At 38.3% G+C, this 25,405-nt stretch carries 24 protein-coding genes; 13 read left to right on the forward strand and 11 right to left on the reverse strand.

The genetic code is table 11. From position 1 onward, the window contains the following. Positions 1-10: 10 nt before the first annotated feature. A complete protein-coding gene (locus C4F49_RS04110) occupies positions 11-1,048 on the forward strand; it encodes a PKD domain-containing protein (protein ID WP_196934613.1) in 1,038 nt (345 codons plus the stop codon). Between the two features lie 236 nt (positions 1,049-1,284). Here the strand turns inward: C4F49_RS04110 and glmM are convergent, their stop codons facing one another. After that, complete coding sequence (gene glmM, locus C4F49_RS04115; RefSeq protein ID WP_196934614.1) at positions 1,285-2,667, reverse strand: phosphoglucosamine mutase; 1,383 nt, start codon at positions 2,665-2,667, stop codon at positions 1,285-1,287. Positions 2,668-2,866: 199 nt separating this feature from the next. Between glmM and C4F49_RS04120 the strand changes: the two genes are divergently transcribed. Further along, positions 2,867-3,463: a phosphatase PAP2 family protein gene (locus C4F49_RS04120; protein ID WP_196934615.1), complete on the forward strand. Its 597-nt coding sequence runs from the start codon at positions 2,867-2,869 to the stop codon at positions 3,461-3,463. Next, on the forward strand, positions 3,460-4,296 hold the full coding sequence (locus C4F49_RS04125; protein WP_196934616.1) for a ZIP family metal transporter: 837 nt from the start codon (positions 3,460-3,462) through the stop codon (positions 4,294-4,296). Before C4F49_RS04120 ends, C4F49_RS04125 begins: the two co-directional genes overlap by 4 nt. On the opposite strand, the gene C4F49_RS04130 is transcribed toward C4F49_RS04125, so the two are convergent. Beyond that, on the reverse strand, positions 4,297-4,758 hold the full coding sequence (locus C4F49_RS04130; protein WP_196934617.1) for a MarR family winged helix-turn-helix transcriptional regulator: 462 nt from the start codon (positions 4,756-4,758) through the stop codon (positions 4,297-4,299). Between the two features lie 109 nt (positions 4,759-4,867). Here C4F49_RS04130 and C4F49_RS04135 point away from each other — a divergent pair, with 109 nt between their 5' ends. The 5 genes from C4F49_RS04135 (at position 4,868) to C4F49_RS04155 (ending at position 10,199) form a co-directional block, all read left to right on the forward strand. Next, entirely contained in the window at positions 4,868-5,104 is a 237-nt protein-coding gene (locus C4F49_RS04135) for a FeoA family protein (protein ID WP_196934618.1), read from the forward strand. Then, positions 5,104-7,206 (forward strand): ferrous iron transport protein B, encoded by a 2,103-nt coding sequence (feoB, locus tag C4F49_RS04140; RefSeq protein ID WP_196934619.1) that lies wholly within the window; start codon positions 5,104-5,106, stop codon positions 7,204-7,206. The genes C4F49_RS04135 and feoB overlap by 1 nt, the downstream gene beginning before the upstream one ends. A gap of 1 nt (position 7,207) precedes the next feature. Further along, positions 7,208-7,360 carry a FeoB-associated Cys-rich membrane protein gene (locus tag C4F49_RS04145; RefSeq protein WP_196934620.1) on the forward strand — a complete coding sequence of 51 codons (153 nt, stop codon included), beginning with the start codon at positions 7,208-7,210 and terminating at the stop codon, positions 7,358-7,360. A 77-nt stretch (positions 7,361-7,437) separates the two neighbouring features. Next, positions 7,438-8,751, forward strand: a complete 1,314-nt coding sequence (locus C4F49_RS04150) for a type IX secretion system plug protein (protein WP_196934621.1) — start codon at positions 7,438-7,440, stop codon at positions 8,749-8,751. 11 nt (positions 8,752-8,762) lie between these two features. Further along, positions 8,763-10,199: an amino acid permease gene (locus C4F49_RS04155; RefSeq protein WP_196934622.1), complete on the forward strand. Its 1,437-nt coding sequence runs from the start codon at positions 8,763-8,765 to the stop codon at positions 10,197-10,199. A gap of 82 nt (positions 10,200-10,281) precedes the next feature. Here the strand turns inward: C4F49_RS04155 and C4F49_RS04160 are convergent, their stop codons facing one another. Beyond that, entirely contained in the window at positions 10,282-10,833 is a 552-nt protein-coding gene (locus tag C4F49_RS04160) for a DUF1543 domain-containing protein (RefSeq protein WP_196934623.1), read from the reverse strand. Positions 10,834-10,948: 115 nt separating this feature from the next. Here C4F49_RS04160 and C4F49_RS04165 point away from each other — a divergent pair, with 115 nt between their 5' ends. After that, positions 10,949-11,797 carry a serine hydrolase gene (locus C4F49_RS04165; protein WP_231388201.1) on the forward strand — a complete coding sequence of 283 codons (849 nt, stop codon included), beginning with the start codon at positions 10,949-10,951 and terminating at the stop codon, positions 11,795-11,797. A 13-nt stretch (positions 11,798-11,810) separates the two neighbouring features. Here the strand turns inward: C4F49_RS04165 and C4F49_RS04170 are convergent, their stop codons facing one another. From C4F49_RS04170 to recQ, 3 genes are all read right to left on the reverse strand, one after another. Then, positions 11,811-12,830, reverse strand: a complete 1,020-nt coding sequence (locus tag C4F49_RS04170) for a hypothetical protein (protein WP_196934624.1) — start codon at positions 12,828-12,830, stop codon at positions 11,811-11,813. A gap of 197 nt (positions 12,831-13,027) precedes the next feature. Continuing rightward, complete coding sequence (gene kdsA, locus C4F49_RS04175) at positions 13,028-13,843, reverse strand: 3-deoxy-8-phosphooctulonate synthase (RefSeq protein ID WP_196934625.1); 816 nt, start codon at positions 13,841-13,843, stop codon at positions 13,028-13,030. Between the two features lie 22 nt (positions 13,844-13,865). Then, a complete protein-coding gene (gene recQ, locus C4F49_RS04180) occupies positions 13,866-16,058 on the reverse strand; it encodes a DNA helicase RecQ (RefSeq protein WP_196934626.1) in 2,193 nt (730 codons plus the stop codon). Positions 16,059-16,156: 98 nt separating this feature from the next. Here recQ and C4F49_RS04185 point away from each other — a divergent pair, with 98 nt between their 5' ends. From C4F49_RS04185 to C4F49_RS04200, 4 genes are all read left to right on the forward strand, one after another. Further along, positions 16,157-17,122: a KpsF/GutQ family sugar-phosphate isomerase gene (locus C4F49_RS04185; protein WP_196934627.1), complete on the forward strand. Its 966-nt coding sequence runs from the start codon at positions 16,157-16,159 to the stop codon at positions 17,120-17,122. 124 nt (positions 17,123-17,246) lie between these two features. After that, the gene (locus C4F49_RS04190) at positions 17,247-17,621 is read left to right on the forward strand and encodes a DUF1573 domain-containing protein (protein WP_196934628.1); all 375 of its coding nucleotides are present in this window, start codon (positions 17,247-17,249) and stop codon (positions 17,619-17,621) included. Between the two features lie 95 nt (positions 17,622-17,716). After that, the gene (locus tag C4F49_RS04195) at positions 17,717-18,919 is read left to right on the forward strand and encodes a pyridoxal phosphate-dependent aminotransferase (RefSeq protein WP_196934629.1); all 1,203 of its coding nucleotides are present in this window, start codon (positions 17,717-17,719) and stop codon (positions 18,917-18,919) included. 85 nt (positions 18,920-19,004) lie between these two features. Beyond that, on the forward strand, positions 19,005-19,298 hold the full coding sequence (locus C4F49_RS04200) for a hypothetical protein (protein ID WP_196934630.1): 294 nt from the start codon (positions 19,005-19,007) through the stop codon (positions 19,296-19,298). 117 nt (positions 19,299-19,415) lie between these two features. Here the strand turns inward: C4F49_RS04200 and C4F49_RS04205 are convergent, their stop codons facing one another. The 5 genes from C4F49_RS04205 to C4F49_RS04225 all read right to left on the reverse strand — a co-directional run bounded on the left by C4F49_RS04205 (position 19,416) and on the right by C4F49_RS04225 (position 25,395). Beyond that, positions 19,416-19,985 carry a gluconate 2-dehydrogenase subunit 3 family protein gene (locus tag C4F49_RS04205; protein WP_196934631.1) on the reverse strand — a complete coding sequence of 190 codons (570 nt, stop codon included), beginning with the start codon at positions 19,983-19,985 and terminating at the stop codon, positions 19,416-19,418. A gap of 11 nt (positions 19,986-19,996) precedes the next feature. Beyond that, a complete protein-coding gene (locus tag C4F49_RS04210; RefSeq protein WP_196934632.1) occupies positions 19,997-21,430 on the reverse strand; it encodes a Gfo/Idh/MocA family protein in 1,434 nt (477 codons plus the stop codon). A 16-nt stretch (positions 21,431-21,446) separates the two neighbouring features. Then, positions 21,447-23,132: a GMC oxidoreductase gene (locus C4F49_RS04215; RefSeq protein ID WP_196934633.1), complete on the reverse strand. Its 1,686-nt coding sequence runs from the start codon at positions 23,130-23,132 to the stop codon at positions 21,447-21,449. Between the two features lie 21 nt (positions 23,133-23,153). Beyond that, positions 23,154-24,404 carry a nucleoside permease gene (locus C4F49_RS04220; protein WP_196934634.1) on the reverse strand — a complete coding sequence of 417 codons (1,251 nt, stop codon included), beginning with the start codon at positions 24,402-24,404 and terminating at the stop codon, positions 23,154-23,156. A gap of 82 nt (positions 24,405-24,486) precedes the next feature. Beyond that, the gene (locus tag C4F49_RS04225; protein WP_196934635.1) at positions 24,487-25,395 is read right to left on the reverse strand and encodes a hydroxypyruvate isomerase family protein; all 909 of its coding nucleotides are present in this window, start codon (positions 25,393-25,395) and stop codon (positions 24,487-24,489) included. Positions 25,396-25,405 lie beyond the last annotated feature (10 nt).

Genomic DNA, 25,405 nt, shown 5'->3' on the forward strand with positions numbered 1-25,405 from the left:
GTAGAAGAATATGAAAAATATAGTATTTTATTTAGGGTTAAGCGCCTTGACCCTAATGGCATGCGAGAAAGAGTCCAAGGAAGAAATTGTAGAATTTGTTGAACCAAAACCCTCTGCAGCTTTCAGTTATTCTGTACCTAGCGAAGCAGATCCTTTCACGATTAGTTTTAAAAACGAATCAAAGAACTTTTCGATTTCGAGGTGGTCGTTTGCGGACGATAGCACCTCCTCAGATGCATCGCCAACGCACACCTTTTTAGGTACAGGAACCTATAATGTCAAACTCTTCGTACTGAATGGGGAAGACTATTGGGCTCAACGTGAAGAAGTCATCAAAATAATTCCAAGCCAATTGGTCAATCTAGAAGCGCAGAAAAACGGCGACGGTTCGCTAACGCTTAAATATACGACTAAAATGACAGTTGGGGAAACGATTTGGCAAAGAAGGATTAGCTCAACGGCTACCGAAGTGGTGTCTAATGATGCGACTACGAAAGTTGTTGTTCCTCCAGGCACATTTCAAAGCTTTATCTTAAATGTCATCACTCCAAAAGGCTCTTTAACACAGATTCCTGTAATGTTGACTGATGTTGGAGTCGTCAAAGACATCACCAATTTTGACAACAACTTCACTGTCTCCAAAGAGAACAACAGTGGAAAAGAAAGCGGCGAAGGAAGCTTAAAGGTCATTGACAACAACATCGACAGCAAGTTTTTTGTCGGTGATTTAGTTTCACCGGGCATTGTTTGGTTGCAATTCGAATATTTCGAACCTCAAGTTGTACGAGCTTACACCATGACTTCAGGAAATGATGCTGATGCGCGTGATCCGAAAGACTGGAAAATGTTAGGTTCGCAGGATGGAGTAACTTGGGTTGATTTGGATGTCAAAACTGCACAACCTCCCTTCCCTGGAAGAAAGCTATCCCAAACGTATTTATTTAGCAATTCAGTTGCTTATAAATATTACAGACTTAGCATAACCTCATTACAAAGTGGTACAGCCTTTCAGTTAGGCGAACTAAGATTATTGCAAATTCCAGATTAATAGGGAATACGAATATGTAAAAACAGCAAAGATGGAAGACGTCTTTGCTGTTTTTTGTTTTATAACGTTTTTGAGGATATAATTTCAGGCTTGCTCTCATCGTCTTATTCACCGTTAAGGAGAAATAAACTTTTTTTGTGGCCAATTACATACAGCAGAAAAAAGAGCAAAGCATAAAAAAGAGCAACGATCTTAAAATCCTTGCTCTTTTACTAATGAATTCAGATTGCTATCGATTAGCCAACAATCTCGTTTATCTCATTGATAATCTTCTGTGCAATTGCTTCCGCAGCTTCCTGCGTCGGTCCTTCTGAATAAATACGAATAATAGGTTCCGTATTGGACTTTCTTAAATGCACCCATTCATTTTCAAAATCAATTTTCAGCCCATCGATTGTTGTATGATTTTCATGCGCATATTTTTGTTGCATTTTAGTCAACAAGCTATCGATATCCAATTCAGGAGTCAATGTGATTTTATTTTTTGACATAAAATACTGAGGCAACTGCGCACGGTATGCTGATGCTTTGATATTTAATTTAGCCAAATGTGTCAGAAACAAAGCAACTCCTACCAACGAATCTCTTCCATAATGTGAAGCAGGATAGATAATTCCTCCATTACCTTCTCCACCGATAACAGCGTGCACTTCTTTCATCTTCGTTACCACATTCACCTCTCCTACTGCAGCTGCGAAATATTCGCCACCATGCTTTTGAGTGACATCTCTCAACGCGCGGGTCGAAGATAAATTAGAAACTGTATTTCCTTTATGGTGCGTCAAAATGTAATCAGCTACAGCAACAAGCGTATATTCTTCACCAAATAAATCCCCGTCTTCCATCATAAATACCAAACGGTCGACATCCGGGTCAACAGCAATTCCTAAATCAGCTCCATTGCTCAACACCGCAGCAGATAAATCCGTTAGATTCTCTTTTAATGGTTCTGGATTATGAGGAAACTGTCCATTCGGTTCGCAATGGATTTTATAAACCACATCAACTCCGAGCGCCTTCAATAAATTCGGAATAAAAGTTCCTCCTGTACTATTGACAGCATCTACAGCAATTTTAAAATTCGCTTGCTTAATGGCTTCTACATCGACCAATTCCAAATCCAAAACATCTTGAATATGTTTCTGCTCATACGAATCGTCACGGGTAACTGAGCCTAAATTTTTATAATCCGCAAATTCAAATGATAGGCTCTCTCCTAAGCTTAGGACTTTTTTGCCTTCTTCGTCGTTGATGAATTCACCTTTTTCGTTTAAAAGTTTCAACGCATTCCATTCTCCTGGATTATGCGAAGCTGTCAGGATAATTCCTCCTGCAGCATTTTCTTTTGGAACTGCAAGCTCTACAGTCGGCGTAGTTGAAAGACCTAAATCAATCACCTCCACTCCAATGCTTTGCAATGTTCCGATAACCAAATTATTGACCATTTCTCCAGAAACTCGCGCATCTCTTCCGATAACAATTTTCTTTTTCGTCGAACCTTCGGTAATCATTTTACCAAATGCCGCCGTAAATTTTACAATATCAATCGGAGTTAGATTATCTCCTGCTAATCCACCTATTGTTCCACGTATTCCAGAAATAGATTTTATTAATGCCATATATTCATGCTTAAGTTATGCCGTAAATTTAGTTGAATAAATAAACTTTTTCAGATTTATCTTCATATTTCGATAAACAAAGTTTACTTTTGTTGCAACATTGTTTCATTATTACATTTTATAACGTACATCGGAAAATATTTTTAGCTTTGAATTGCTTTTGTTTATGAAAAAACTTTAAAGACTAAAAATTAGAATTATGTTAGAACAGCTGATACATATCGATAAAGAAGTATTTTTGGCCATAAATCAAGGTTTAAGCAATCCTTTTTTTGATTGGTTATTGCCGATAATGCGCAACCCGTTTACCTGGGCACCATTGTATCTTTTTTTGATTATCTTTTTCATACGCAGTTATGGAAAGATGGGATTTATCATAGTTGCTTTTACGCTATTGAATTTTGCAGCATCTGATGTAATCTCATCGCACTTAATCAAAAAGACTGTCAAGCGTGTTCGTCCGTGCAACGATGTAGAATTTAAAAATGAAGTTAATTTGCGTGTTCGCTGTGGCTCTGGATACAGTTTCACTTCGTCTCATGCAACCAACCATTTTGCAATGGCCTTTTTCTGGATTATGTTATTCCGCAGAAAATGGAAACATGCTTTATGGCTGTGCGTTACCTGGGCAACGATTGTCTCTGTATCTCAAATCTATGTTGGCGTTCATTATCCGCTGGATATTATCTGTGGAGCGCTGCTGGGTATGGGAATCGGAATTTTGAACGGCTACCTGTTCAAGCGATTTTTCCCTCAATTTTACGAAACTAAAGTTCCATTATCACCAACACCATGAGTTCGACGACGATTGTCTCCATTTTATTTATCTCCGCGTTATTAAGCGGTCTAGCTGTATTTTTTGTAAAAAGAGACAATACGAATCTCCTAAAGCTCATCTTAGCTTTTAGTGGTGCTTATTTATTTTCTATTACCGTACTGCATTTAATCCCACATGTGTACCATAGCAGTACCACAGCTCCAGAAGTCATTGGATTGTATATCTTAGGCGGGTTTATCTTTCAGTTGCTGCTGGAGCAATTCTCTCAAGGTATTGAGCATGGACATATCCATCACCAAGAGAACATACAGTCATTCCCTATCGGAATCATGTTTAGCTTGTGCTTGCATGCTTTTCTGGAAGGAATGCCATTGGCCGCAGGCCATCAAAAAGAATTGGTTTTTGGAATTGCGATTCACCATATCCCTGCAGCGTTTGCATTGGGAAGTCTGTTGATCAACACCAAACTAACTAAACGCCAGATTATCTTTGCCCTGTTTGTTTTTGCTGCCATGACGCCACTAGGTTTCATCACAAGTAAAGGTGTTAGCCAAGGTGATTTGGGCAATGTTTCACAATACTTTGATAAAATCATGGCCGTAGTGATCGGGATTTTCTTGCATATAAGCACGACAGTCCTATTTGAATCGGGTTCTGCCGATCATCATAAATTCAACAAAAAGAAAATGATTGCTGTTTTTCTAGGTATTTTGGTTTCGCTGGGTAATTTTCTGTTCGATGGACATGACCATAGCCACGGTGCAGAAGTTCCTCATGAACAACATGACCACTCACATGACCACAGCGACCATGACCACGACCATAGCCATGATGACCATTCACATGAATAATTAAACTTCGGATTCACCCCTGAATTTTTCCAGCAATCTGCTTAATTGCTGACATTCTTCTTCCGTGATATTGATAGGCAATAGGTCGCTCAACATCATTTCTTCTTCGATTTCAGCTAGTAGCTTCAAACCTCTCTCTGTTATCAATAAATCAACGGCGCGCTTGTCCGTATCGTTTTTACAGCGAGAAACCAATTCCTTAGCAACAATACGGTCTACTAGCCTGGAAATATCCGGAGTCGCAGTAATCAAGCGGTCTTTGAGCAGGTTGTTGGTCGCTGGTTTGGGAAATTGTCCCCTCAAGATACGCAACACATTGAATTGTTGCATGGTAATATCCCTTTTATTTGCTCGCTTTTCCAATTCGACAATCAGCCAATTGCTTGTATACACAATGTTTAATGTAGCCTTATGCCAATCGCTGGCAAATTTCTTGACTTTAAGTTTTTCTTCTAGACTCATTAATTCCCCTCCTTTTTTTTAATTGTTATAAATAAAAATAACGTCCAAAACTCATTTTTTAGCTATATTTGTTCTTTTTAATTTATCATTAGATAATCTAATATACAAAATGCAACAGAGTAGTTTAGATAAAATAAAAATTGGCGAACAAGTCAGTGTCACAGATTTCAAATCCCTAGAGCTTCCAGCGAAATTTTATGAACTTGGTTTTTTTCCTGGTTCGATAGTCGAAGTTAAATATAAAGCTCCATTTAACGGCCCTATCTGTTTAAAAATAATTGACAACGATACACTAATCGCAATCCGCAAATCTGAAGCTAAACTTATTATCACCAAAGCAATTTAATGAAAAATAAATACATTGCGCTTCTCGGGAATCCGAATGTTGGAAAAACATCCTTATTTAACCGCCTGACGAAGTTAAATCAAAAGGTAGGAAACTACCCAGGAATTACTGTTGAGAAACGAGAAGGCGACTTACACGCCAATAATAAAACTTATAAAATTGTTGATTTACCCGGAACGTATACCTTGTTTCCGAACTCGATCGATGAACGCGTTGTTTTTGATGTTTTAAGCGACAAAAACAACAAATATTATCCGGAGTTAGTCGTTGTGGTCAGCGAGCCTTCTACACTAAAGCGTTCGATTATTCTTTACCAGCAAGTTAGAGAATTAGGGCTTCCGGCGATTTTCGTCATCAACATGATGGACGAAATTGAAATCAAAGGGATTGAAATAGATATCCCTAAACTTGAGCAATTTTTGAAGACCAAAGTATATCTAACAAATGCACGGACTGGCGATTCGATTTCGAAATTAATCAAAGATTTCGATGCTGTCCCTTCTGCTTATTACGGAAGTTTCACTATTCCCGAAAAATATACCGAAGCTTTAGACGAAGCAAAAAAATTATTTCCTTTAGAAACGGAATACGCGACTTGGCAATATCTTGCGCAAGAATACATTTCTTTTTTACCGGGCGAAAAGAACAAAGCCATTCAAGCAATCCGCCAAAAACATGGTTTGGATATTCAGGCTTTGCAAAAAGACGAATCGATTATTCGAAATGATTCCATTGGACATTCATTAGACAGCATTCTTGTAAAAAAAGAAAACCGACGCTTAAATTCAACTTCCAAATTGGATAAAATCTTGTTGCATCCGATATTTGGCTATGTGATATTCTTTGGGATTTTATTTCTAATCTTTCAGGCAATCTACGCTTGGTCGGCTCCTTTCATGGATTTTATCGATGAAAGCTTTGCGAGTTTGGTAGGCACGTTCCATGAATGGTTGCCAGAAGGCCCATTGTCCTCGTTATTTATCGACGGAATTATAGCAGGTATCGGTGGTATTGTTATTTTCCTGCCGCAGATTATTATTCTGTTTGTGTTTATCTCGTTAATGGAAGAAACGGGCTATATGAGCCGCGTTGTTTTTATTATGGATAGATGGTTAAGGCCATTTGGGTTGAACGGAAAATCTGTTATTCCTTTAATGTCTGGAAATGCCTGTGCAATTCCTGCGGTCATGGCCGCGCGCAACATTGAAAATCCAAAAGAGCGATTGATTACCATGCTGGTGACTCCATTTATGACTTGTTCGGCTCGTTTGCCGATTTACATTGTGATTATTGGCTTGGTTATTCCGGAAGAAACCTTTTTGGGTTTTAATCTGCAAGGCGTTGTCCTGTTCATTATGTACATTTTAGGAATTGTAGGTGCATTATTCTCCGCGTTGATTCTCAGCAAAATCATCAAAAGCTTCCAGAAGTCTTATTTGATTTTTGAATTGCCTACCTACAAGATGCCCGATTGGAAAAATGTGCTGTTGAATGTTTGGGAGAAATCTTCAGGCTTTTTATTTGGTGCAGGTAAAATTATTTTAGCTATTTCCGTTATTCTTTGGGTTTTGGGTAACTTTGGACCAGGCGAGAAATTTTCCAATGCAGAAGAATTTGTAAGGGCTGAAAACCCTACAATAGCCGAAGAAGATTTGCCTAACGAAGTCGCTTCTTATCAATTGGAGCACTCCTATTTAGGATATATCGGAATGGCCATAGAGCCGGTAGTTCGTCCTTTAGGTTATGATTGGAAAATGGGAATTGGTTTGATTTCATCCTTTGCAGCCCGCGAAGTCTTTGTAGGAACAATGGCTGTGGTATATAGCTTAGGCGATGAAGTCGATATCGAAGATGATGAAAGCCGAAAATCGCTATTTACACGTATGCAATCGGAAATCAACAGAAATACCGGAGAACCGGCTTATAACTTTGCTTCAGGCGTCTCTTTGCTTTTGTTTTATGCATTCGCAATGCAATGTATGGCGACCATTGCGGTTGTCAAAAAAGAAACGGGTTCATGGAAGTGGACTTTGATTCAGACTGCGTTTATGACAGGTTTTGCGTACCTTGCAGCATTCATTGCTTATCAATTTTTAAAATAAGATGGACAATACACTCATACAATACCTGCTTATCGGTTTGCTATTCGTAGCAGCAGTTTATTACGTCGGAAAAAGACTCTTCCCCTCAAAGAAAAATCAAGGAGGATGTGGCAAAGGTTGTGGTTGCGATGCAATGCCCAAAACCTCGAAATAAGTATTTATTTAAAAATAGGACAAAACCGCTTTCAATATGGAGCGGTTTTCCTATTTTTATGCATATTGTAACAATTCATGAAGCAAGTCATTTTTTTATTCTTTTTGGCAATCCTATGCTGTGGCAATGCTTCTGCACAGCGCAAAAAACGGAATGTGAAAGAAGAAATCCGTTCGCCAAAGCAAGAATTGGTTTATCAGGATAAAAACTACTTGCCGACGATTAAAAGTGTTCAATTTAGCCCCTTGGGCAAAGAAGGAGATTTACCGCTGATTAGTTTAAATTCGGATGAGAAATTAAACCTCGTGTTTGATGATTTACGTGCAGATGTACGAAATTTCTATTTCAGCATCGAGCATTGCAATTACAATTGGGAACCAAGCCGCGTTTCTCCCCTGGAATACGCTGCCGGTTATAACGAAGATCGCATAGAAAATTTCACAAGTTCTAAATCGACCGCACAAGCTTATACAAATTACAACTTAACGTTTCCTACGGAATATGTTAAGCCTAAAATCTCTGGAAATTATTTATTGAAAGTCTATGAAGATGCCGACAAAAACCGATTGATTCTGACAAGAAAATTCTATGTCTATAGGGATTTGATTCAGGTTCAGGCTTCGCTGCTTCAGTCGCCAAATGTCAACAATCGTGCTTCTCACCAGAAAATCAATGTAACCATTAAGACAAATGCTTTGACAATCACGAACCCGCAACGTGACATCCATGTCGTTGCTATTCAAAACCGGCGGAATGATTATCAGTTAGAGACTGTCGACCCACTATTCATTGGGAATAATGAAGTGCGTTATGAAAAAACAGAAACGTTAGATTTTAAAGGAAACAAAGAATTTCATTATGTGGATTTGAGGAGTTTTAGATTGGCAGCGGCCACAATAAGAAACATTCGACAAGATTCGATTCCTTACGTCACACTGACTGTTGATGAGGACGAATCTGGAATAAGTTATGCTTCGACATTTGATGAAAATGGCAAGTTTTATATTCGTAATTTAGACCTAGAGGATGATGCCGCGAATTCGTCGGATTATGCGAATGTAGAATTCTCTTTGAAAACCAATCAACAGCCAAAAGGAAGAATTTACCTCGCGGGTGCATTTAATAATTTCATACCTTCGGAGGAATTCGAATTAAAAAAGGACGAAGCTTCTCTGGTATGGAAGCTGACAACGAAACTTAAGCAGGGATTATACGATTATGATTATATATTTGTAGACGAAAATGGAAAGTCGTTTACAGATACCTTTTCGAACAGTCATTTTGAAACTGGAAATTCATACCAAATCCTAATTTATAATCGACGTCCGGGAACATATTGGGATGAGTTATCAGGCTATTCTGAAATTACAACGAACAAAAAACAAAATTAACACATATACGAGTGGCTAATACAACAGAAGACAATCAAAAAAAACTTAAGCGTGGCTTGAGCAACAGGCATATTCAGCTAATTGCTTTAGGGGGCGCTATCGGAACAGGCTTATTTTTAGGCATTGGCCAAGCGGCCGTATTAGCTGGTCCTTCCGTTATTTTGGGTTATGCGATCGCGGGGATTATCGCATTCTTTATTATGCGACAATTAGGGGAAATGGTCGTTCAAGAACCTGTCTCCGGAAGTTTTAGTTTTTTCGCAAATAAATATTGGGGACCTTTCGCTGGTTTTGCTTCAGGATGGAATTATTGGGTCTTGTATGTGTTGGTCAGTATGGCCGAACTGACTGCCATCGGTGTGTACGTCCAATTTTGGTGGCCTGAAATTCCTTTATGGGTTTCCAGTCTATTTTTCTTTGTGATTATTAACGCAATCAACTTGGCTTCGGTAAAAGTCTATGGCGAAACAGAATTTTGGTTCTCCATCATCAAGGTCGTCGCTATTATTGCGATGATTATTTTCGGAACGTACTTATTATTGAGTGATTCAGGAGGCCCTCAAGCAACTGTAGCTAACTTATACAATGATGGAGGATTCTTTCCAAAAGGCTGGTTGACGCAATTGTCCGATGGAAGTTATCAAGGGTTACTCGCTGCGCTGGTGATGATTATGTTTTCATTCGGCGGTCTAGAACTTGTGGGAATTACTGCGGCAGAAGCCGAAAACCCTGAGAAAAACATCCCCAAAGCAACGAATCAGGTATTGATCCGCATTTTGATTTTCTATGTTGGGGCATTGATTATTCTGTTTTCATTGATGCCTTGGAGAAACATTACGGCAGACACAAGTCCTTTCGTCGAAGTTTTCAACTCGTTGAAAGGTTTCGAATTTACTTTATTTGGCAAAACATATTTTTTCACAACAATTATTGCGAATGCATTAAACATTATCGTTTTGACCGCTGCGCTATCTGTTTACAATAGCTGTGTTTACAGCAATTCAAGAATGTTGTATGGTTTGGCAGAACAGGGAAATGCACCTAAATTTCTGACTAAACTAAATAAAAACTATTCACCTGTTAATGCGATTTTAATATCTGCTGCCTTAGTTGCAGTTACGATCGTAATCAATAAATTGATACCGGAAAAAGCTTTAGGCATCTTAATGTCCTTAGTTGTTTCGTCGCTAATCATCAATTGGATCATGATTTCATTGACCCATCTGTTCTTTAGAAAACAGAAAGACAAGGAGCATACAAAAACTAAATTCCCGAGCCTCTTCTACCCGATCAGCAATTACATTTGTTTAATCTTCCTAATTGGAGTTTTGGTGATGATGTGGTTTACAGGTTTGAAAATTTCAGTTGAATTGATTCCGATATGGTTAATCATTTTATACATCAGCTATCTGTTGGTGCAGAGAAATAAACGAAAAACCAACGTTTAAGGGCCTAAAGAAAAAGGGATTTATTTTAAAAAAATAGATCCCTTTTTCTGCTAATCTGTTAAAACGGAGTAACAAAGTTGCTTTATGACTTTAGTAATTTTGAGATTTTAAGATAACCGATTTCCAAAACGTCTTCCTCCTCAGAATCTGCTTCCTCGATGTTTATCGTAAACTGATCTTTAAATTCTGGCAGGAACATATCTTCAATCTCATAAATATCATCCACGTCAATTCCATACTTATCATCGATATGCGAAGATGTATGGTGTTTCCAAAAGACAGTATCTTTCGCTAAGCGAGTTGCTTCTGCTAAACTTTCCGCAACAACCACTTGCTTGTAATGGTATTCTTCCATGTCCTCTTCCTTGTATCCACCCAGATTTACAAAAAATAACTTCTTGGTGCTCACCGCTCGATCGGCTTCCGATTTTGGGAGAATGGAGATGCTGTAATCGCCAACCTTTGACACATATCGCCAAGAGTCAATGTGCATGCGATCGGTAAGTTCGGGCCAAAAGCTATAAAATGCAGGAACTAAATCCTTCAGCTCGTTGGCTACGCCAAAAAATATATCATGCTGTTCCGTATATCGGCCATCAGGTTTGCCACCTAACAAAACCATAAATAAATTCATACCTGCTCGATTTAAGAGTTTTTTTCGTTATTTTAAATTATCTATTTAAAATAACGAAAATATAATGAAATTACGTTTGATTTTATTCCTAAGCTTACTTTTCTCTACACCTACAATGGCTCAAAAAACAGACAGCAAACTGCAAAAACTGCTTGAAAAAGAAGTGGAAAACTTTCGCGGAGACATCGGCATTTATGTCAAAAATCTTAAAACAAATAAAGTAGCTAAAATCAATTCGGATACTATTTTTTCAACAGCAAGTATCGTCAAAGTTCCGATATTAGTAGGCGTGTTTGATAAAATCAACAACAACCAATTGCAATTAAATCAAAAATTCACGTACAGCGAAAAGCAAGTCTATGGCGGTTCGGGTTTAATGCAATTTTTTAAAGATAGCTCGGAAACAGATTTGTCGACGATGGTCTCGTTAATGCTGTCTTACAGTGATAATGTAGCTTCTCTATGGTGTCAGGATTTAGCCGGAGGAGGAAAAGAAATCAATGTGTTAATGGAGAAATTAGGATTCGCGCACACAAAAGTAAATTCTAGGACACTTGGACGGGAAAGCGATTGGAAAAAATATGGCTGGGGACAAACAACGCCTGAAGAAATGGCTCGCCTATTCATATTAATTCGTCAGCAACAATTATTGACGCCTCAATTGGATGATAAAATGTACCGATTTCTGAAGAATCAATTCTATAACGGCCGCTCTTTGTCTCAAATCCCTTCGACTATCAATGCAATTGACAAGACCGGTTCAGTCGATGCCTCGCGTGGCGAAGTCATTTTAGTCAATGCCCCAAGCGGAGATTACGTATTCTGCATTTTGACAGACAATAATCAAGACAAGTCTTGGGGGAATACAAACGAAGCCGAAGTATTGACAAGAAAAATTTCGAACTTGCTTTGGAACTATTTCGAACCCAAAAATCAATTCACGCCTTTTCAGGTCGTAGAATAGCTGTGAATAGTGTTTATTTTTTTATTTTGAATTGGGCATCAAATACGGCAAAATATCCTAAACTCCTATAGGTTTCTAAGCTTGTTAATGTGAAGTTGATTGGGTAATCATAGCGATTATCTTTTCTATCCATCTGGATCAGAAGCTCTGCCATTGTCGATTTAATGGCTGCTGTACCCTTTGCGTATTGAATAAAACTATTTTTACTTCCACCACGATAATACGCAAGTAAATTACTTGAAGCCAAAACTTGCTCGTCAGCAGTACTTAACGCTTTATTTTCAAGCAGTTTGTCGATGGCCGCATTGAGATCCGGCCGAGGAGAATTACTTTCAGCCATCAAAATCAGATGCGTTCCGTAATTAACGGAATGGACAAAATATGGATTATAATTTTCCTTCTTCAGCTTATTGATGTCGTCATTCGTATAATTATTTTGGTAATCGCTAAAATCTACATCTAAAATTAGATTCACATTAAAAGCACGTCTTAAAGTACTATGTGATTTGACAATGGTGGTGGAATCCTTATGTTTCACCAATTCGATCACTTTTTGAATATCTTTGCTATAGCCTAGATAAGCCTGTATTTGTCGATAATCCGAGAACTCGCTATTTTGCGTACTTATTGGGCCACTTGAACTAGTTTCACTATGCGTATCAGCATACCTACGAATGGCTGCATAACTAGGAACACCTTTAAAAAAATCCATTTGAAAAGAGCTCGGCATTACATTGACTTCAAATGATTTAGCTTTCGAAGCTAGATTCTCGATTAGCAATCGACCGACTGTATCTTTAAGATTCCAAAGGCTACCCAGAAATAGTGATTGATCAAAAGTCTCATCGACATAGACCTCACTAAATTCAACAGACTGGGTCTTTTTTTCGAAGATAGAATCTTTGGTCACTGGAGTTTTTATTGTATCGACTGGTTCTGGATCAGGCTTGGGAGTAATTGGAGGAACAGGATCCGACCCACAGCCTAAAATGGTGATAAATAAAAACGAATAGAGCGCAACTTGAAGTCTCATAAAAATAAATTTATATTCCTACAAGATAAAAATATTTATTTCAAAACAAATAAATCTCGCTAAAAAGCTTTTTACGTGATTATTTAGTTAATCTTTGTAACAGCGCCAATCAACCCATTTGATTAGTTTAGTCGAGGTATATAAACAAATAGATATGGTCTCTTTCGAAACCATATCTATTTGTTATTTGATTAGAACTAAAGAATAGCTTTGCGTATTCTGACTAATTTACCCAATAAATCTTCTAAATAATCCAAGTGCAACATGTTCGCTCCATCGGATTTCGCATTCGCAGGATCTGGATGCGTTTCGATAAACAAGCCATCCGCTCCGACTGCAATCGCCGCTTTCGCGATTGTTTCAATCAATTCTGGCTTTCCTCCAGTTACTCCGGAAGATTGATTAGGTTGTTGCAACGAATGCGTACAGTCCATAGCTGTTGGCACGCCCAAATTTTTCATCGCCGGAATCCCTCTGTAGTCGACAATCAGATCTTGATAGCCAAAGGTATTTCCACGGTCTGTTAAAAACACGTTATCATTTCCAGCATCCTTAACTTTATCAACTGCGAATTTCATCGATTCAGCAGAAAGAAATTGACCTTTTTTAATATTGACTACTTTTCCTGTCTCTGCCGCCGCGACCAACAATTCTGTTTGGCGGCATAAAAAAGCAGGGATTTGTAAAACGTCCACATACGCTGCAGCCATTGCTGCTTCGTGGCTTTCATGAATATCCGTAACAGTTGGTACGCCAAATGTCTTTCCGACTTTTTCTAAAATCTTCAACGCTTTTTCATCTCCGATTCCAGTAAATGAGTCTGCTTTCGAACGATTCGCTTTTCTATATGATCCTTTAAAAATATAAGGAATTCCTAATTTATCGGTAATGTTTACAATTCGATCTGCAATACGCAAGGCAATTTCTTCACCTTCAATCGCACAAGGGCCAGCCATTAAAAAAAACAAATCTGAATCTGCATTTTTGATAGTTCGTAAATAGTTATTAATCATAAATAATGTAAAAAATATTGTCTTAATTTCCTAGTTCGGACATGAATTTGATGCGCATCAGCTGAATATCTTCATACGTGTAATCCGCTTCTCCAAGTTCTTTTAGTGCCGTTTCAATTGAATCGACTTCCGCAGCGATGAAGTATTCATACACTTCATCTTGACGGTCTTGATCGATCATCTCATCGACGAAGTAACCTAAATTCAGCTTTGTACCCGAATTGACAATGGATTCAACCTCTCTCAATAAATCTTCGTAGTTGATCCCTTTAGAGGAAGCAATATCATCAAGCCCGATTTTACGGTCTATGTTTTGAATAATAGATACTTTCAAAGCTGATTTATTTGCGGTGCTTTTGATGATTAGATCTTGCGGACGATCGATGTCATTTTCTTCCACATACTTCTTAATCAGCTCAACAAATGGCGCTCCAAATTTAACGGCTTTTCCAGAACCAACTCCATGAATTTGCTTTAGCTCATCGATGGTTACCGGATAATGCGTACACATTTCATCCAGCGAAGGCTCCTGAAAAATGACAAATGGAGGTAAAGATTTTTGCTTCGCAATTTTCTTAAGCAAATCCTTCAGCATTTTCAGCAATTCGACATCCAATGTACCGGCACTCTGTGAATGCGGTTCATCATTGCCATCGGCATCCGCCTTTTCCATTGGATTGTTTAAAATAAATTTCAATCCATACGGATTGGCAATGTATTTTTTCCCGGTTTCTGTCAGCAATAAAAGTCCATAATGATCGACATCTTTCCGGATAAAATTAGAAAGTTCAGCTTGGCGGATCAATGAATTCCAATAATTGGCACCCAATTCTTTTCCAGTTCCGAATAGAGCATGCTGATCATGTTTGTAATCTGAAATATCTTTGTTATTCTGACCAAGAAACACATTGATCAAATGCTGATCATTGAATTTCTCGCCTTGATTCTGGATAAAATTCAACACTTTCAACAATGATTCTTCAGCGTCAAAATAAGTTTTCGGTGCACGGCAATTATCGCACATGCTATTACAGCCAGTTTCATCAAAATTCTCACCAAAATAATGAAGAATTTGCTTTCTGCGACAAACCGATGATTCCGAATAGTCAATAACTTCTTTTAAAATCTGAGTCCCAATATCTCTTTCTGACACGGGCTTATCTTTCATGAATTTGGTCAGCTTTTCTACATCCTTCTCGGAATAAAAAGCAACACAAACCCCTTCGCCCCCATCACGGCCAGCGCGTCCTGTTTCTTGATAATAACCCTCCATAGATTTTGGAATATCATGGTGGATCACATAACGCACGTCCGGCTTATCGATTCCCATTCCAAATGCAATGGTAGCGACAATAACTTCTACATCTTCCATCAGGAATTTATCCTGTGTATCCGATCTGGTTTTCGCATCCAATCCAGCGTGATATGGAAGCGCTTTGATTCCATTAATGGTCAATACTTCCGCAATTTCCTCAACCTTCTTTCTGCTCAAGCAGTAAACAATACCTGTTTTGCCTGAATTATTCTTGATGAAACGGACAATTTCCTTAATTACATTCTTCTTAGGGCGAACTTCATAGTAGAGGTTCGAACGGTTAAATGACGACTTAAACAAAGTTGCGTCTGTCATTTGAAGATTTTTACGGATATCAAACTGTACTTTTGGAGTAGCCGTCGCTGTTAAAGCAATGATCGGAATATTATCTCCTATGCCGTTAATGACTTGTCTAATCTTGCGGTATTCAGGTCTGAAATCATGTCCCCATTCGGAAATACAATGTGCTTCATCGACTGAAACAAATGAAACAGTAATGCCTTTTAAAAAATTAACGTTATCTTCTTTGGATAAAGATTCTGGTGCGACGTACAGTAATTTTGTCTTTCCAGAAGTGACATCCTCTTTTACTTTGGTAATTTCGCTTTTGGTAAGCGAAGAGTTTAAAAAATGCGCAATGCTGTCATTGCCGCCAAACGCCCGTAACTGATCCACCTGATTTTTCATTAAGGCGATCAAAGGTGAAATCACAATTGCTGTCCCCTCACTCATTAATGCTGGCAATTGATAACAAATGGATTTTCCTCCACCGGTAGGCATGATAACAAACGTATCTTTTTTGTTAAGAATATTTGTGATAATAGCCTCTTGGTCTCCCTTAAAATTATCAAAACCAAAAAATTCTTGCAGATTGTCAAATAGTGATTTTTCTATTTCCATTGACTTGGTGAAAAATTAAAAATAGGATAGGTAACTGAACAAGTTCTAAAAACAATTACTTTTGCTATAAATTATATATAAAAATAGATATTATTTTCGTGAATAACAATATTGACATAAAAAAGCTTGCCAAGGAAACCTTGACCTTAGAAGCTAACGCAATCCAGCAAATTGGGGAACGCATTGATAGTAACTTCATTAATGTTGTAAACTTGATCTTGGAACTGAAAGGCAGGGTCATTTTAACGGGTATAGGAAAGAGTGCAATCATCGCACAAAAGATTGTTGCAACACTTAATTCGACTGGAACGCCCGCTATTTTCATGCATGCCGCCGATGCTATTCATGGTGATTTAGGCATTGTCCAACAAGACGACTTATTGATTGCTATTTCAAAATCTGGAAATACGCCAGAGATAAAAGTGCTTATTCCGTTTTTAAAACAAATGGGAAATCCGTTAGTTGCCATTGTCGGAAATCTATCTTCTTTTTTGGCAACAAATGCGGATTATATTTTAGATACAACTGTCGAACGGGAAGCCTGCACAAATAACCTCGCTCCAACCACAAGCACCACAGCACAGCTGGCTATGGGCGATGCGCTAGCTGTATGTTTGCAAGAATCAAGACAATTTTCTGATCAGGATTTTGCTAAATATCATCCTGGGGGCGCATTAGGTAAGCAATTGTACTTGAAAGTACAGGATTTATCCGAGCAAAATGGAAAACCTGTAGTTTATGTGAATAGTTCGGTTCGTGAATTGATTATTACGATTACGAAATTTAGGCTTGGGGCTACCGTTGTTCTTGAAAATGAAGCTATCGTGGGCATTATCACGGATGGAGATATCCGAAGGATGCTTGAAAAACACGAGGATACGAAATCCTTAACTGCCCAAGATATCATGAGCAAGAATCCAAAAGTTATTGAGAAAAAAGAGCTTGCTATCGATGCGTTACAATTGATGCGAGAGAATAACATTTCCCAATTGATTGTAGTGGATGAAGGAAAATATGATGGAATCATCCATATTCAAGATTTATTGAAAGAAGGAATAATCTAGTAATTCAGATGCAGGATATTGTAATATTGTTGTGTAATTAATTGATTAAAGGGATTTTTAAATTGAAATTCATAATTTTGGTATATCAATTGATAAGTTATATTGATTAAATAAATATTGAAATATGAAAAAAGTAATAAACGTTTTGGCTATAGTAATTGCATTTGTTGGTTTAACATCAATGACTGTCGCTATTGGGGAATTTAAATTCGAAAAAGAAACGCATGATTTTGGTAAAATCGCGCACAATAAACCAGCAACGTTTGAGTTCAACTTCAGCAATGATGGAGATGCTCCAATAATTATTTCAGAAGTAGTTTCTTCTTGTGGATGCTCGGTTGCAGAATTTACAAAAACGCCAATCAAACCGGCTGGAACTGGCGTAATTAAAGTAACTTACAATGCGGCTGTTACTGGTCCGTTTACAAAATCATTTACTATCAAATCAAACACAAAAACACCAGTAAAGATTTTAACGATAAAAGGTATTGTTGAATAGATTTATTCTATACTCAAATCGAAGCCATCTTATTCAATTAAGGTGGCTTTTGTTTTATAATTTTAGTATTATTGTAGTCAAAATAAAAGATAAAAATGCCATCAATTTCACATAAAGGGGCGCTCATGCCCGCTTCACCTATCCGCAAATTGACACCTTTCGCGGATCAAGCGAAAAAACAAGGAAAGAAAATTTACCATTTGAACATCGGTCAACCGGATATTCAGACTCCGGAAATCATGTTGGATGCAGTAAAAAATATCGATTTCAAAGTTTGGGCATATACCGCTTCTGAAGGAACAGAAACCTACAGAACAAAATTAGCTAGCTACTACAACAAATTGAATTATGGGGTTTCTGCATCCGATATCCTGGTCACAAATGGCGGATCTGAAGCCATTACCATTATTTTTCAAGCTTGCTTAAATCCTGGAGAAGAAGTGATTATCCCAGAGCCTTTTTACGCAAACTATAATGGTTTTGCGTGTTCGGCAGATATCGTGGTCAAACCGATTATGTCTTACATTGAAAATGGATTTGCTTTGCCTTCCATTGAGGAATTTGAGAAATTAATTACCGAGAAAACTAAAGCAATAGCCATTTGTAATCCAAATAATCCAACAGGTTATTTATATTCCAGAAAAGAACTGGAGGATTTAAGAGCCTTGTGCTTGAAATATGATTTGTATTTATTCTCTGACGAGGCCTATCGTGAATTTTGCTATGATGGAAAGGAATTCATCTCTCCTATGCACTTAGAAGGCTTAGAAGAACACGTGGTTGTTTTTGATACAGTTTCTAAACGTTATTCGGCTTGTGGCGCTCGCTTAGGCTGTATTGTCACCAAGAACAAAGAGTTGTATCAAGTTTCCTTGAAGTTTGCACAAGCGCGCTTATCACCGCCGAGCGTTGCACAGATTGCAGCTACCGCAGCAGTTGATACTCCTGACAGTTATTTTGAAGCCGTTTCAAAAGAATACACCAAACGCAGGGATGTATTGGTTGCAGGACTAAATGCGATTGAAGGGGTTTTTTGTCCAAATCCTGGTGGTGCATTTTATGTGGTAGCTAGGCTTCCGATTGACAATGCAGATAAATTTTGTCAATGGATGCTGGAAGAGTTTGATTATCAAAACGAAACCGTTATGATGGCACCAGCAACTGGTTTTTATAGCACCGAAGGCGCAGGAACGGACGAAGTCCGCTTGGCATATGTGCTGAATGAGACAGATTTGAAGAACGCTTTGGTTTGTCTAGAGAAAGCGCTGGAGGTATATCCAGGAAAAACTAGCAAATAATTAACTGATAATCAAGACTATTGAATTAAACTAAAACATTTTCAATCCTTATTCGTTGTATAGGTAAGAACAATATAAATGTATTATGGATAAATTGAAGAAGTTTGACTTGATGGCAAAAATTGCGAGAGAATTAGAAGACGTACGTAATAGCCAACAAGCAGTTTTAGAAAAAATTGGTAAGATTGAAGTTGATAATATTGAATTGGGCGATAAAACCATTGAAAGCAAAATTCCTGATATTTACCAACGTACAGCTGATAATTCAGATGCAATTAAAGAAATCTTAGATTCGTTTCAACAAAAAACCGAAGAGTTCGGTGAGAAAAACAATGTTGAAAAACTGAGAGAACAAGAAGAAATCAATAAGTTAAAATAAGTATTTAGACTTATAAATTAAAAACGAGCGGTGTATATGACATCGCTCGTTTTTTTATGGATTTTTAAAATCAACTCATGACGATTTCCGACAGGAAATCATCATGAGAAAATAAGATTAAGCTGAGAATGCTCTATCTCCTTTTTTGTAAGGGTAGTTGCCATCGAACTTTCCAGGAACTTTCACAAAACGCAAAGCTTTGGTCATTCCAACTTCCGAAGTAAAGAATCCCGTCAACGTCAATTGCTTGAACATGTTGAAGAAATGATTCGCATCTCCATCTTTTTTGTTTTTCTGGTATTCCTGAGCTTCCTTATCGTACGTATTCACGAACTGCAATTGTTGCTCCTTCGATAATTCTTGGAATTTCTTCCCGAATTCTTTGTTAGCACGTTCGTCAACTTTACTAAATCCATCTAAGAATGCTTTTTGATCCTCAACTGTATAGCAGTCACGAATCATTACAGGAATAAACTCTCCTACTCCAGCTTCTTTAGCACCAGGAGTCGATGTTTTCGGTAAAATTGCTTCGGCTAAATCACCCAAAAGATCCGTAGATTCTTTTTCGAATAAAGCTGCGACATCTTTACTCGCAGATCGTGTACATCCTTCTAAAAAAAGATTTGCACCAATCACGCTACCGCCGACTAAAAAAGCTACGCGTTGTATTGCCTCTCTTCTATTCATACTATTTCAGTTTAAAATGTATAATTTACTTCCCATCCTGGGCGATATGTTCTCTTCACAAATTGATTAACCTCATCAAAGTTGGTTACTTTCATTTGCTCATTATCCCATAATAATTTCAAGCTACGTCCCGGATATTTATTGTCAACACGCATATCTGATCCACGGATCGCTAAGTTTGCCATCAATAAAGCCTCAGTTAATGGTCCTGCAATCTCGAATGGAGAAGACATTTCCATTTTACCGTATCCAGCGATACATCCTTCAACCCACTGAGCCCAGTGTCCAGAAGCTGATCCCGGTACGCGTTTGTATTTTTGAGGAACTTTAGGATATTCTTTCGTAGTAGGTAACAAACGAGGGTTTTCAGTGTATGTATCTGCTAAAACTTTACCTTTAGTTCCAACAAACAAAATACCATTTCCACCGTCACCAAATAATTCGTTAGCACCTAATTCATCTGGTCTAGGTGGTTGAATTCCACCATCCATCCAGTGCAATTTAACATCACCAACAGTTTTATCTGTTTTAGGGAATGTCATTGTTGCATAACTTGATGGAGGACAGCTTTCAGGGAAATATCCGCGTTTGAACTCATCCACATACACAGAACCTACACTTGCTTGAACGTCTTTCACGTATTGCAAACCGTAAATACTGAATGGTGCTTCCATGTTGTGACATCCCATATCACCTAATGCACCTGTACCGTAATCCCACCAGCCTCTCCAGTTAAATGGAACTAGTTTGTCTACATAGTTTTTCTGAGGTGCTGTACCTAACCATTTGTCCCAATCCAAAGTCGCAGGAACTTCTTTTTGTTGCGGAGGCCATTGGATTCCTTGAGGCCAAACTGGTCTATCTGTCCAACAGAAGATTTCAACTAAATCTCCGATCAATCCAGCATCAACCCACTCGCGCATTTGTCTTACGCCGTCACCTGATGAACCTTGGTTACCCATTTGAGTAACTACTTTATATTTTTTAGCCGCATGTGTCAATGCTCTTGCTTCCCACACATCGTGAGCCAAAGGCTTTTGAACATATACGTGCTTTCCTAATTGCATTGCTGCTAAAGCTTGGATAGCGTGGTTATGATCCGGTGTAGAAATAGATACTGCATCGATGTTTTTGTGCTCCTTATCTAACATTTCACGGAAATCAGTAAAGAACTTCGCTTTTGGAAATTTCTCTACAGAACCTTTAGCGCGAACAGTATCCACATCACATAAAAATGCGATATCTGCTTTTCCACTTTTAAAGATATTATTTACATCTGCTCCTCCCATACCACCAACACCGATGGATGCAACTTGCAATTTATCACTTGGTGCGACAAAACCTGTTCCACCTAGTACGTGTCTTGGAACGATGGAAATTCCGGCAGCTGCAATAGCTGAATTCTTAATAAAATCTCTTCTTGATGAATTTTTTTGATTGCTCATAGATTAGTTTAGTTTATTATAGATTACCTTTTTTAAGTTCTGAAACAGCATATTCTACGGCTCTAGCTGTTAATGCCATGTACGTTAATGATGGATTCACACAAGCTCCTGAAGCCATTGCAGCACCATCCGTTACGAATACATTTTTAGCATCCCATACTTGGTTATGCTTGTTCAATACCGAATTTTTAGGATCTGTACCCATTCGTGCTGTTCCCATTTCGTGGATACCCATTCCGAAATGATACTCATTATCGTAAGTATATACATCTTTCACACCAATGGTTTCCAACATATCTTTCATTTCGTTCTTCATGTCATCACGCATCTTTTTCTCGTTGTCTTTGATTTCCATGTCCATTGCCAAAACAGGAAGTCCCCATTTATCTTTGACATTTTTATCCAATGAGATTTTGTTTTCGTGATATGGTAAAATTTCACCAAAAGCAGTGAAACCTACACCCCAGTCTCCCGGTTCTAATGTTGCATCTTTCCATGCACCACCAACGCTCATTTCTGCAACTTCGCCTGACCACCGGCCACGGCTTGCCGCACCTTGGTATCCGAAACCACGAACGTAATCGCGTTTTTTAGTATCGCCGTCAACATTTACAAAGCGAGGAACATACAATCCCGTAGGGCGTCTACCGAAAACATATTTGTCTTCGTAACCTTCCACGCGTCCACCAGCTCCAACACGGAAGTGATGATCCATTGCATTGTGGCCTAATTCACCACTGCTGCTTCCTAAACCACCTTCCCAAACGTCTGTAGCGGAGTTCATCAATACCCAAGTTGAATTGAATGCTGAAGCACATACAAAAATCACTTTTGCATGGAACTCGTATGTTTTGTTTGTCTCAGCGTCAACAATTTCAACACCTGTTGCTTTCTGAGTATCTTTATCATATAAAATGCGGGTAACGATAGAAAATGGACGTAGAGTCAAATTTCCAGTTTTAACCGCAGGAGGCAAAGTCGATGATTGCGTACTGAAATACGCACCAAAGTTACATCCCAACCAACATTGATTTTGATATTGACAGTTGATACGTCCTGTATGAGGAACCGTGATATTTGCTGTTCTTCCCATAATGAAATGACGTTGACCGCCATATTCCTTTTTCAAACGATCAGCAAGGTCTTTCTCAACCACTGTAAAATCCATTGGCGGCATAAAGTCACCATCAGGCAATACAGCTAAACCATCTCTGTTTCCAGAGATACCAGCCCATTTTTCAGCGTAGCTGTACCATGGAGCGATATCTGCATAACGGATCGGCCAATCTGTTCCATGACCATCTTTTGCATTCGCCTCGAAATCCAAATCCGAAAAACGGTAACTTTGTCTTCCCCACATTAGTGAACGACCACCAACGTGATAACCTCTAAACCAGTCAAAACGCTTAGTTTCAGTGTATGGACTTTCCTTCTCGTTTACCCAAAAATCCAAATTTTTCTCATTTAATGGGTAATCGCGTTTCAAGACAGGATAATCATTTTCCATCTCAATGGTTCTACCCCCGCGATGAGGATATTCCCATGTGTTTTTATTGGCATGATAGTCTTTAATGTGCTCGACATTTCTACCACGCTCCAACATGATGGTTTTTAAGCCTTTTTCTGTAAGCTCTTTAGCTGCCCATCCACCACTGATTCCAGAACCAATGACAATAGCATCATAAACATTATTTTGTACCATTTATAATTGTTTTTTGGTTGATTATACTGTTTCTATTTTATTTTCTACTTTTTCGTTCTTAAAGAAAATTAAGAACAAAAGAAATACTACAAATGCAATTCCTGCAGGAACTAACCATACTTGTTGCCAGAAAGCACCAACATCCGTTGCTTTGATATCCGCATACATCGTTCCTATGTAACCTGCTACCCAGAATCCAATTAACTGACCAACTCCATAAGTTGCCAATGTAATCAATCCTTGCGCAGCACTTTTATATTTTATACCTGCTTTCGAATCCGTATAGATTTGACCTGACACGAAAAAGAAATCATAACAAATACCGTGTAATGCAATACCGATCAACAACATGTACATTCCAGAACCTGCGTCGCCATAAGCGAACAACAAATAACGGATAGACCATGCCAACATACCGATTAAGATGGTATTCTTAAATCCAAAACGAGTGAAGAAAACCGGAAGCAACAACAAACATAACGCTTCAGAAATCTGTCCGATGGTCATGAAACCTGTTACGTTCTCCATGCCGACCTCACCTAAGAAGTTGTTGGCATTTTGGTAATAGAACGCTAAAGGAATACAGATAAGAATCGAAGAGATAAAGAATACTAAAAAGTTTCTGTCTTTCAACAGCTTAACAGCATCCAGTCCAATAATTGATGCAAATGATGGTTTTTCCGAAGAATCGATTTTTGTCGGAGGAGTTTTAGGTAGCGTAAAACTGAACAATCCTAAAATCAACGAGCCGATAGCCGCCATTAGAAATGTGTTTTTCAGCAAGCCTTCTGCTACGCCTTCGTTTGAATCCCAATGGAATAAAAACGAGATACTCAAACCCGCTACGATCCAACCAATTGTACCCCAAATACGAATATTTGAGAATTGTTTTTCTGGATTAGTCAATTGTCTGAATGATACCGAGTTTACCAAAGCCAAAGTCGGCATAAATAAAATCATGTAAGCAAATACGTACGGGAAGAAGGTCGTGATATCCGTCGCTTGGTACATCAAGTACATTAGCACTGCACCAATCAGGTGCAAGACTCCTAAAATACGTTCTGCATTAAAAAAGCGATCGGCAATCATTCCGATAATAAACGGGGCAATAATAGCTCCCCAAGATTGAGTTGAAAATACATTCGCAATTTCAAAATCAGACGCATTTAAATTTACTGGAAGAAATCTTCCTAACGTTACAAACCATGCTCCCCAAATGAAAAATTCCAGGAACATCATAAGTGAAAGTTTGAACTTTATTGATGATGACATAAGTGAGGTTTATTTATTTTTCTGATGCTAAATATATAAATAAATTTATGATTTATAAAGAATCGCTAAAAGCTTTTAGTATTTAGAAGTTGTCCACTTCACGGTATGCAGCGACCAAAACATCCTCACCCTCTTTGCCTTGCTTCGACATTCCGTGTTCCATGCCCACAATTCCCGTATATCCTTTTTCGTGTAACCATTTGAATACATTCTTATAATTGATCTCTCCGGTCGTCGGTTCCCGTCTTCCAGGGTTGTCGCCAACTTGAATATAAGCAATCTCACTCCAGCATTGATTCATTAAATTAATCAAGTTTCCTTCGTTCTTTTGCTGGTGATACGCATCGTATAAAATCTTACATGACGGGCTGTTTACGGCTCTGCAGATTTCGTATCCTTGGTCAGCAAATCTTAAAAACAAATCCGGAGTATCGCTTAATGGCTCTAATACCATTGCGATGCCATGCGGTTCGAAAATCTCGGCTCCACGCTTAAGCGCTTCAATAACATTTGCAGTTTGTATGCCGATTGGCAAATTGCGCTGATAATCGCCAGGAACTACAGTAACCCATTTCGCGTTCGTACGTTTAGCAATCTCTACTGAATCTTTACAGCCTTTTAAAAAGATATCGACGAATTCTTGTTTTCCAGCGGCTAAGGTGTTTGCGCCATTTCCTCCTTTCGGAACTACAAAAACGCCCATGCGCATACCAAGTTTAGCTAAGAGCTCTCCTATTTTTGTCTGCTCGTCAACTGATCGTCCGGGCATTCCATTGTCTTCAATGCTCCTAAAACCTAGATCGTGATAATAGTTGATTTCATCCAAAAAGTTCTTTCCTGCCGTTGCAGCAAACATTCCTTGGTGCGGTGCATAATCCAATTTGAATGTTTTGTTCTGCTTTTGATCGGCCTGCTTCGCTTCTACTTTACTTCCTAGCAAACCTCCACCAACAAGCATAGAACTATTTTTTATAAATTCGGATCTTTTCATTTTTATAATT

The organism is Sphingobacterium hungaricum, assembly GCF_015210005.1.
In the GTDB taxonomy this organism is placed as follows: Bacteria; Bacteroidota; Bacteroidia; order Sphingobacteriales; family Sphingobacteriaceae; genus Sphingobacterium; species Sphingobacterium hungaricum.

Coding starts and splice junctions, on each gene's coding strand:
- C4F49_RS04110 (WP_196934613.1), top strand. CDS start 11: ATGAAAAATATAGTATTTTATTTAGGGTTAAGCGCCTTGACCCTAATG.
- glmM (WP_196934614.1), bottom strand. CDS start 2,667: ATGGCATTAATAAAATCTATTTCTGGAATACGTGGAACAATAGGTGGA.
- C4F49_RS04120 (WP_196934615.1), top strand. CDS start 2,867: ATGTTAGAACAGCTGATACATATCGATAAAGAAGTATTTTTGGCCATA.
- C4F49_RS04125 (WP_196934616.1), top strand. CDS start 3,460: ATGAGTTCGACGACGATTGTCTCCATTTTATTTATCTCCGCGTTATTA.
- C4F49_RS04130 (WP_196934617.1), bottom strand. CDS start 4,758: ATGAGTCTAGAAGAAAAACTTAAAGTCAAGAAATTTGCCAGCGATTGG.
- C4F49_RS04135 (WP_196934618.1), top strand. CDS start 4,868: ATGCAACAGAGTAGTTTAGATAAAATAAAAATTGGCGAACAAGTCAGT.
- feoB (WP_196934619.1), top strand. CDS start 5,104: ATGAAAAATAAATACATTGCGCTTCTCGGGAATCCGAATGTTGGAAAA.
- C4F49_RS04145 (WP_196934620.1), top strand. CDS start 7,208: ATGGACAATACACTCATACAATACCTGCTTATCGGTTTGCTATTCGTA.
- C4F49_RS04150 (WP_196934621.1), top strand. CDS start 7,438: ATGAAGCAAGTCATTTTTTTATTCTTTTTGGCAATCCTATGCTGTGGC.
- C4F49_RS04160 (WP_196934623.1), bottom strand. CDS start 10,833: ATGAATTTATTTATGGTTTTGTTAGGTGGCAAACCTGATGGCCGATAT.
- C4F49_RS04165 (WP_231388201.1), top strand. CDS start 10,949: ATGGCTCAAAAAACAGACAGCAAACTGCAAAAACTGCTTGAAAAAGAA.
- C4F49_RS04170 (WP_196934624.1), bottom strand. CDS start 12,830: ATGAGACTTCAAGTTGCGCTCTATTCGTTTTTATTTATCACCATTTTA.
- kdsA (WP_196934625.1), bottom strand. CDS start 13,843: ATGATTAATAACTATTTACGAACTATCAAAAATGCAGATTCAGATTTG.
- recQ (WP_196934626.1), bottom strand. CDS start 16,058: ATGGAAATAGAAAAATCACTATTTGACAATCTGCAAGAATTTTTTGGT.
- C4F49_RS04190 (WP_196934628.1), top strand. CDS start 17,247: ATGAAAAAAGTAATAAACGTTTTGGCTATAGTAATTGCATTTGTTGGT.
- C4F49_RS04195 (WP_196934629.1), top strand. CDS start 17,717: ATGCCATCAATTTCACATAAAGGGGCGCTCATGCCCGCTTCACCTATC.
- C4F49_RS04200 (WP_196934630.1), top strand. CDS start 19,005: ATGGATAAATTGAAGAAGTTTGACTTGATGGCAAAAATTGCGAGAGAA.
- C4F49_RS04205 (WP_196934631.1), bottom strand. CDS start 19,985: ATGAATAGAAGAGAGGCAATACAACGCGTAGCTTTTTTAGTCGGCGGT.
- C4F49_RS04210 (WP_196934632.1), bottom strand. CDS start 21,430: ATGAGCAATCAAAAAAATTCATCAAGAAGAGATTTTATTAAGAATTCA.
- C4F49_RS04215 (WP_196934633.1), bottom strand. CDS start 23,132: ATGGTACAAAATAATGTTTATGATGCTATTGTCATTGGTTCTGGAATC.
- C4F49_RS04220 (WP_196934634.1), bottom strand. CDS start 24,404: ATGTCATCATCAATAAAGTTCAAACTTTCACTTATGATGTTCCTGGAA.
- C4F49_RS04225 (WP_196934635.1), bottom strand. CDS start 25,395: ATGAAAAGATCCGAATTTATAAAAAATAGTTCTATGCTTGTTGGTGGA.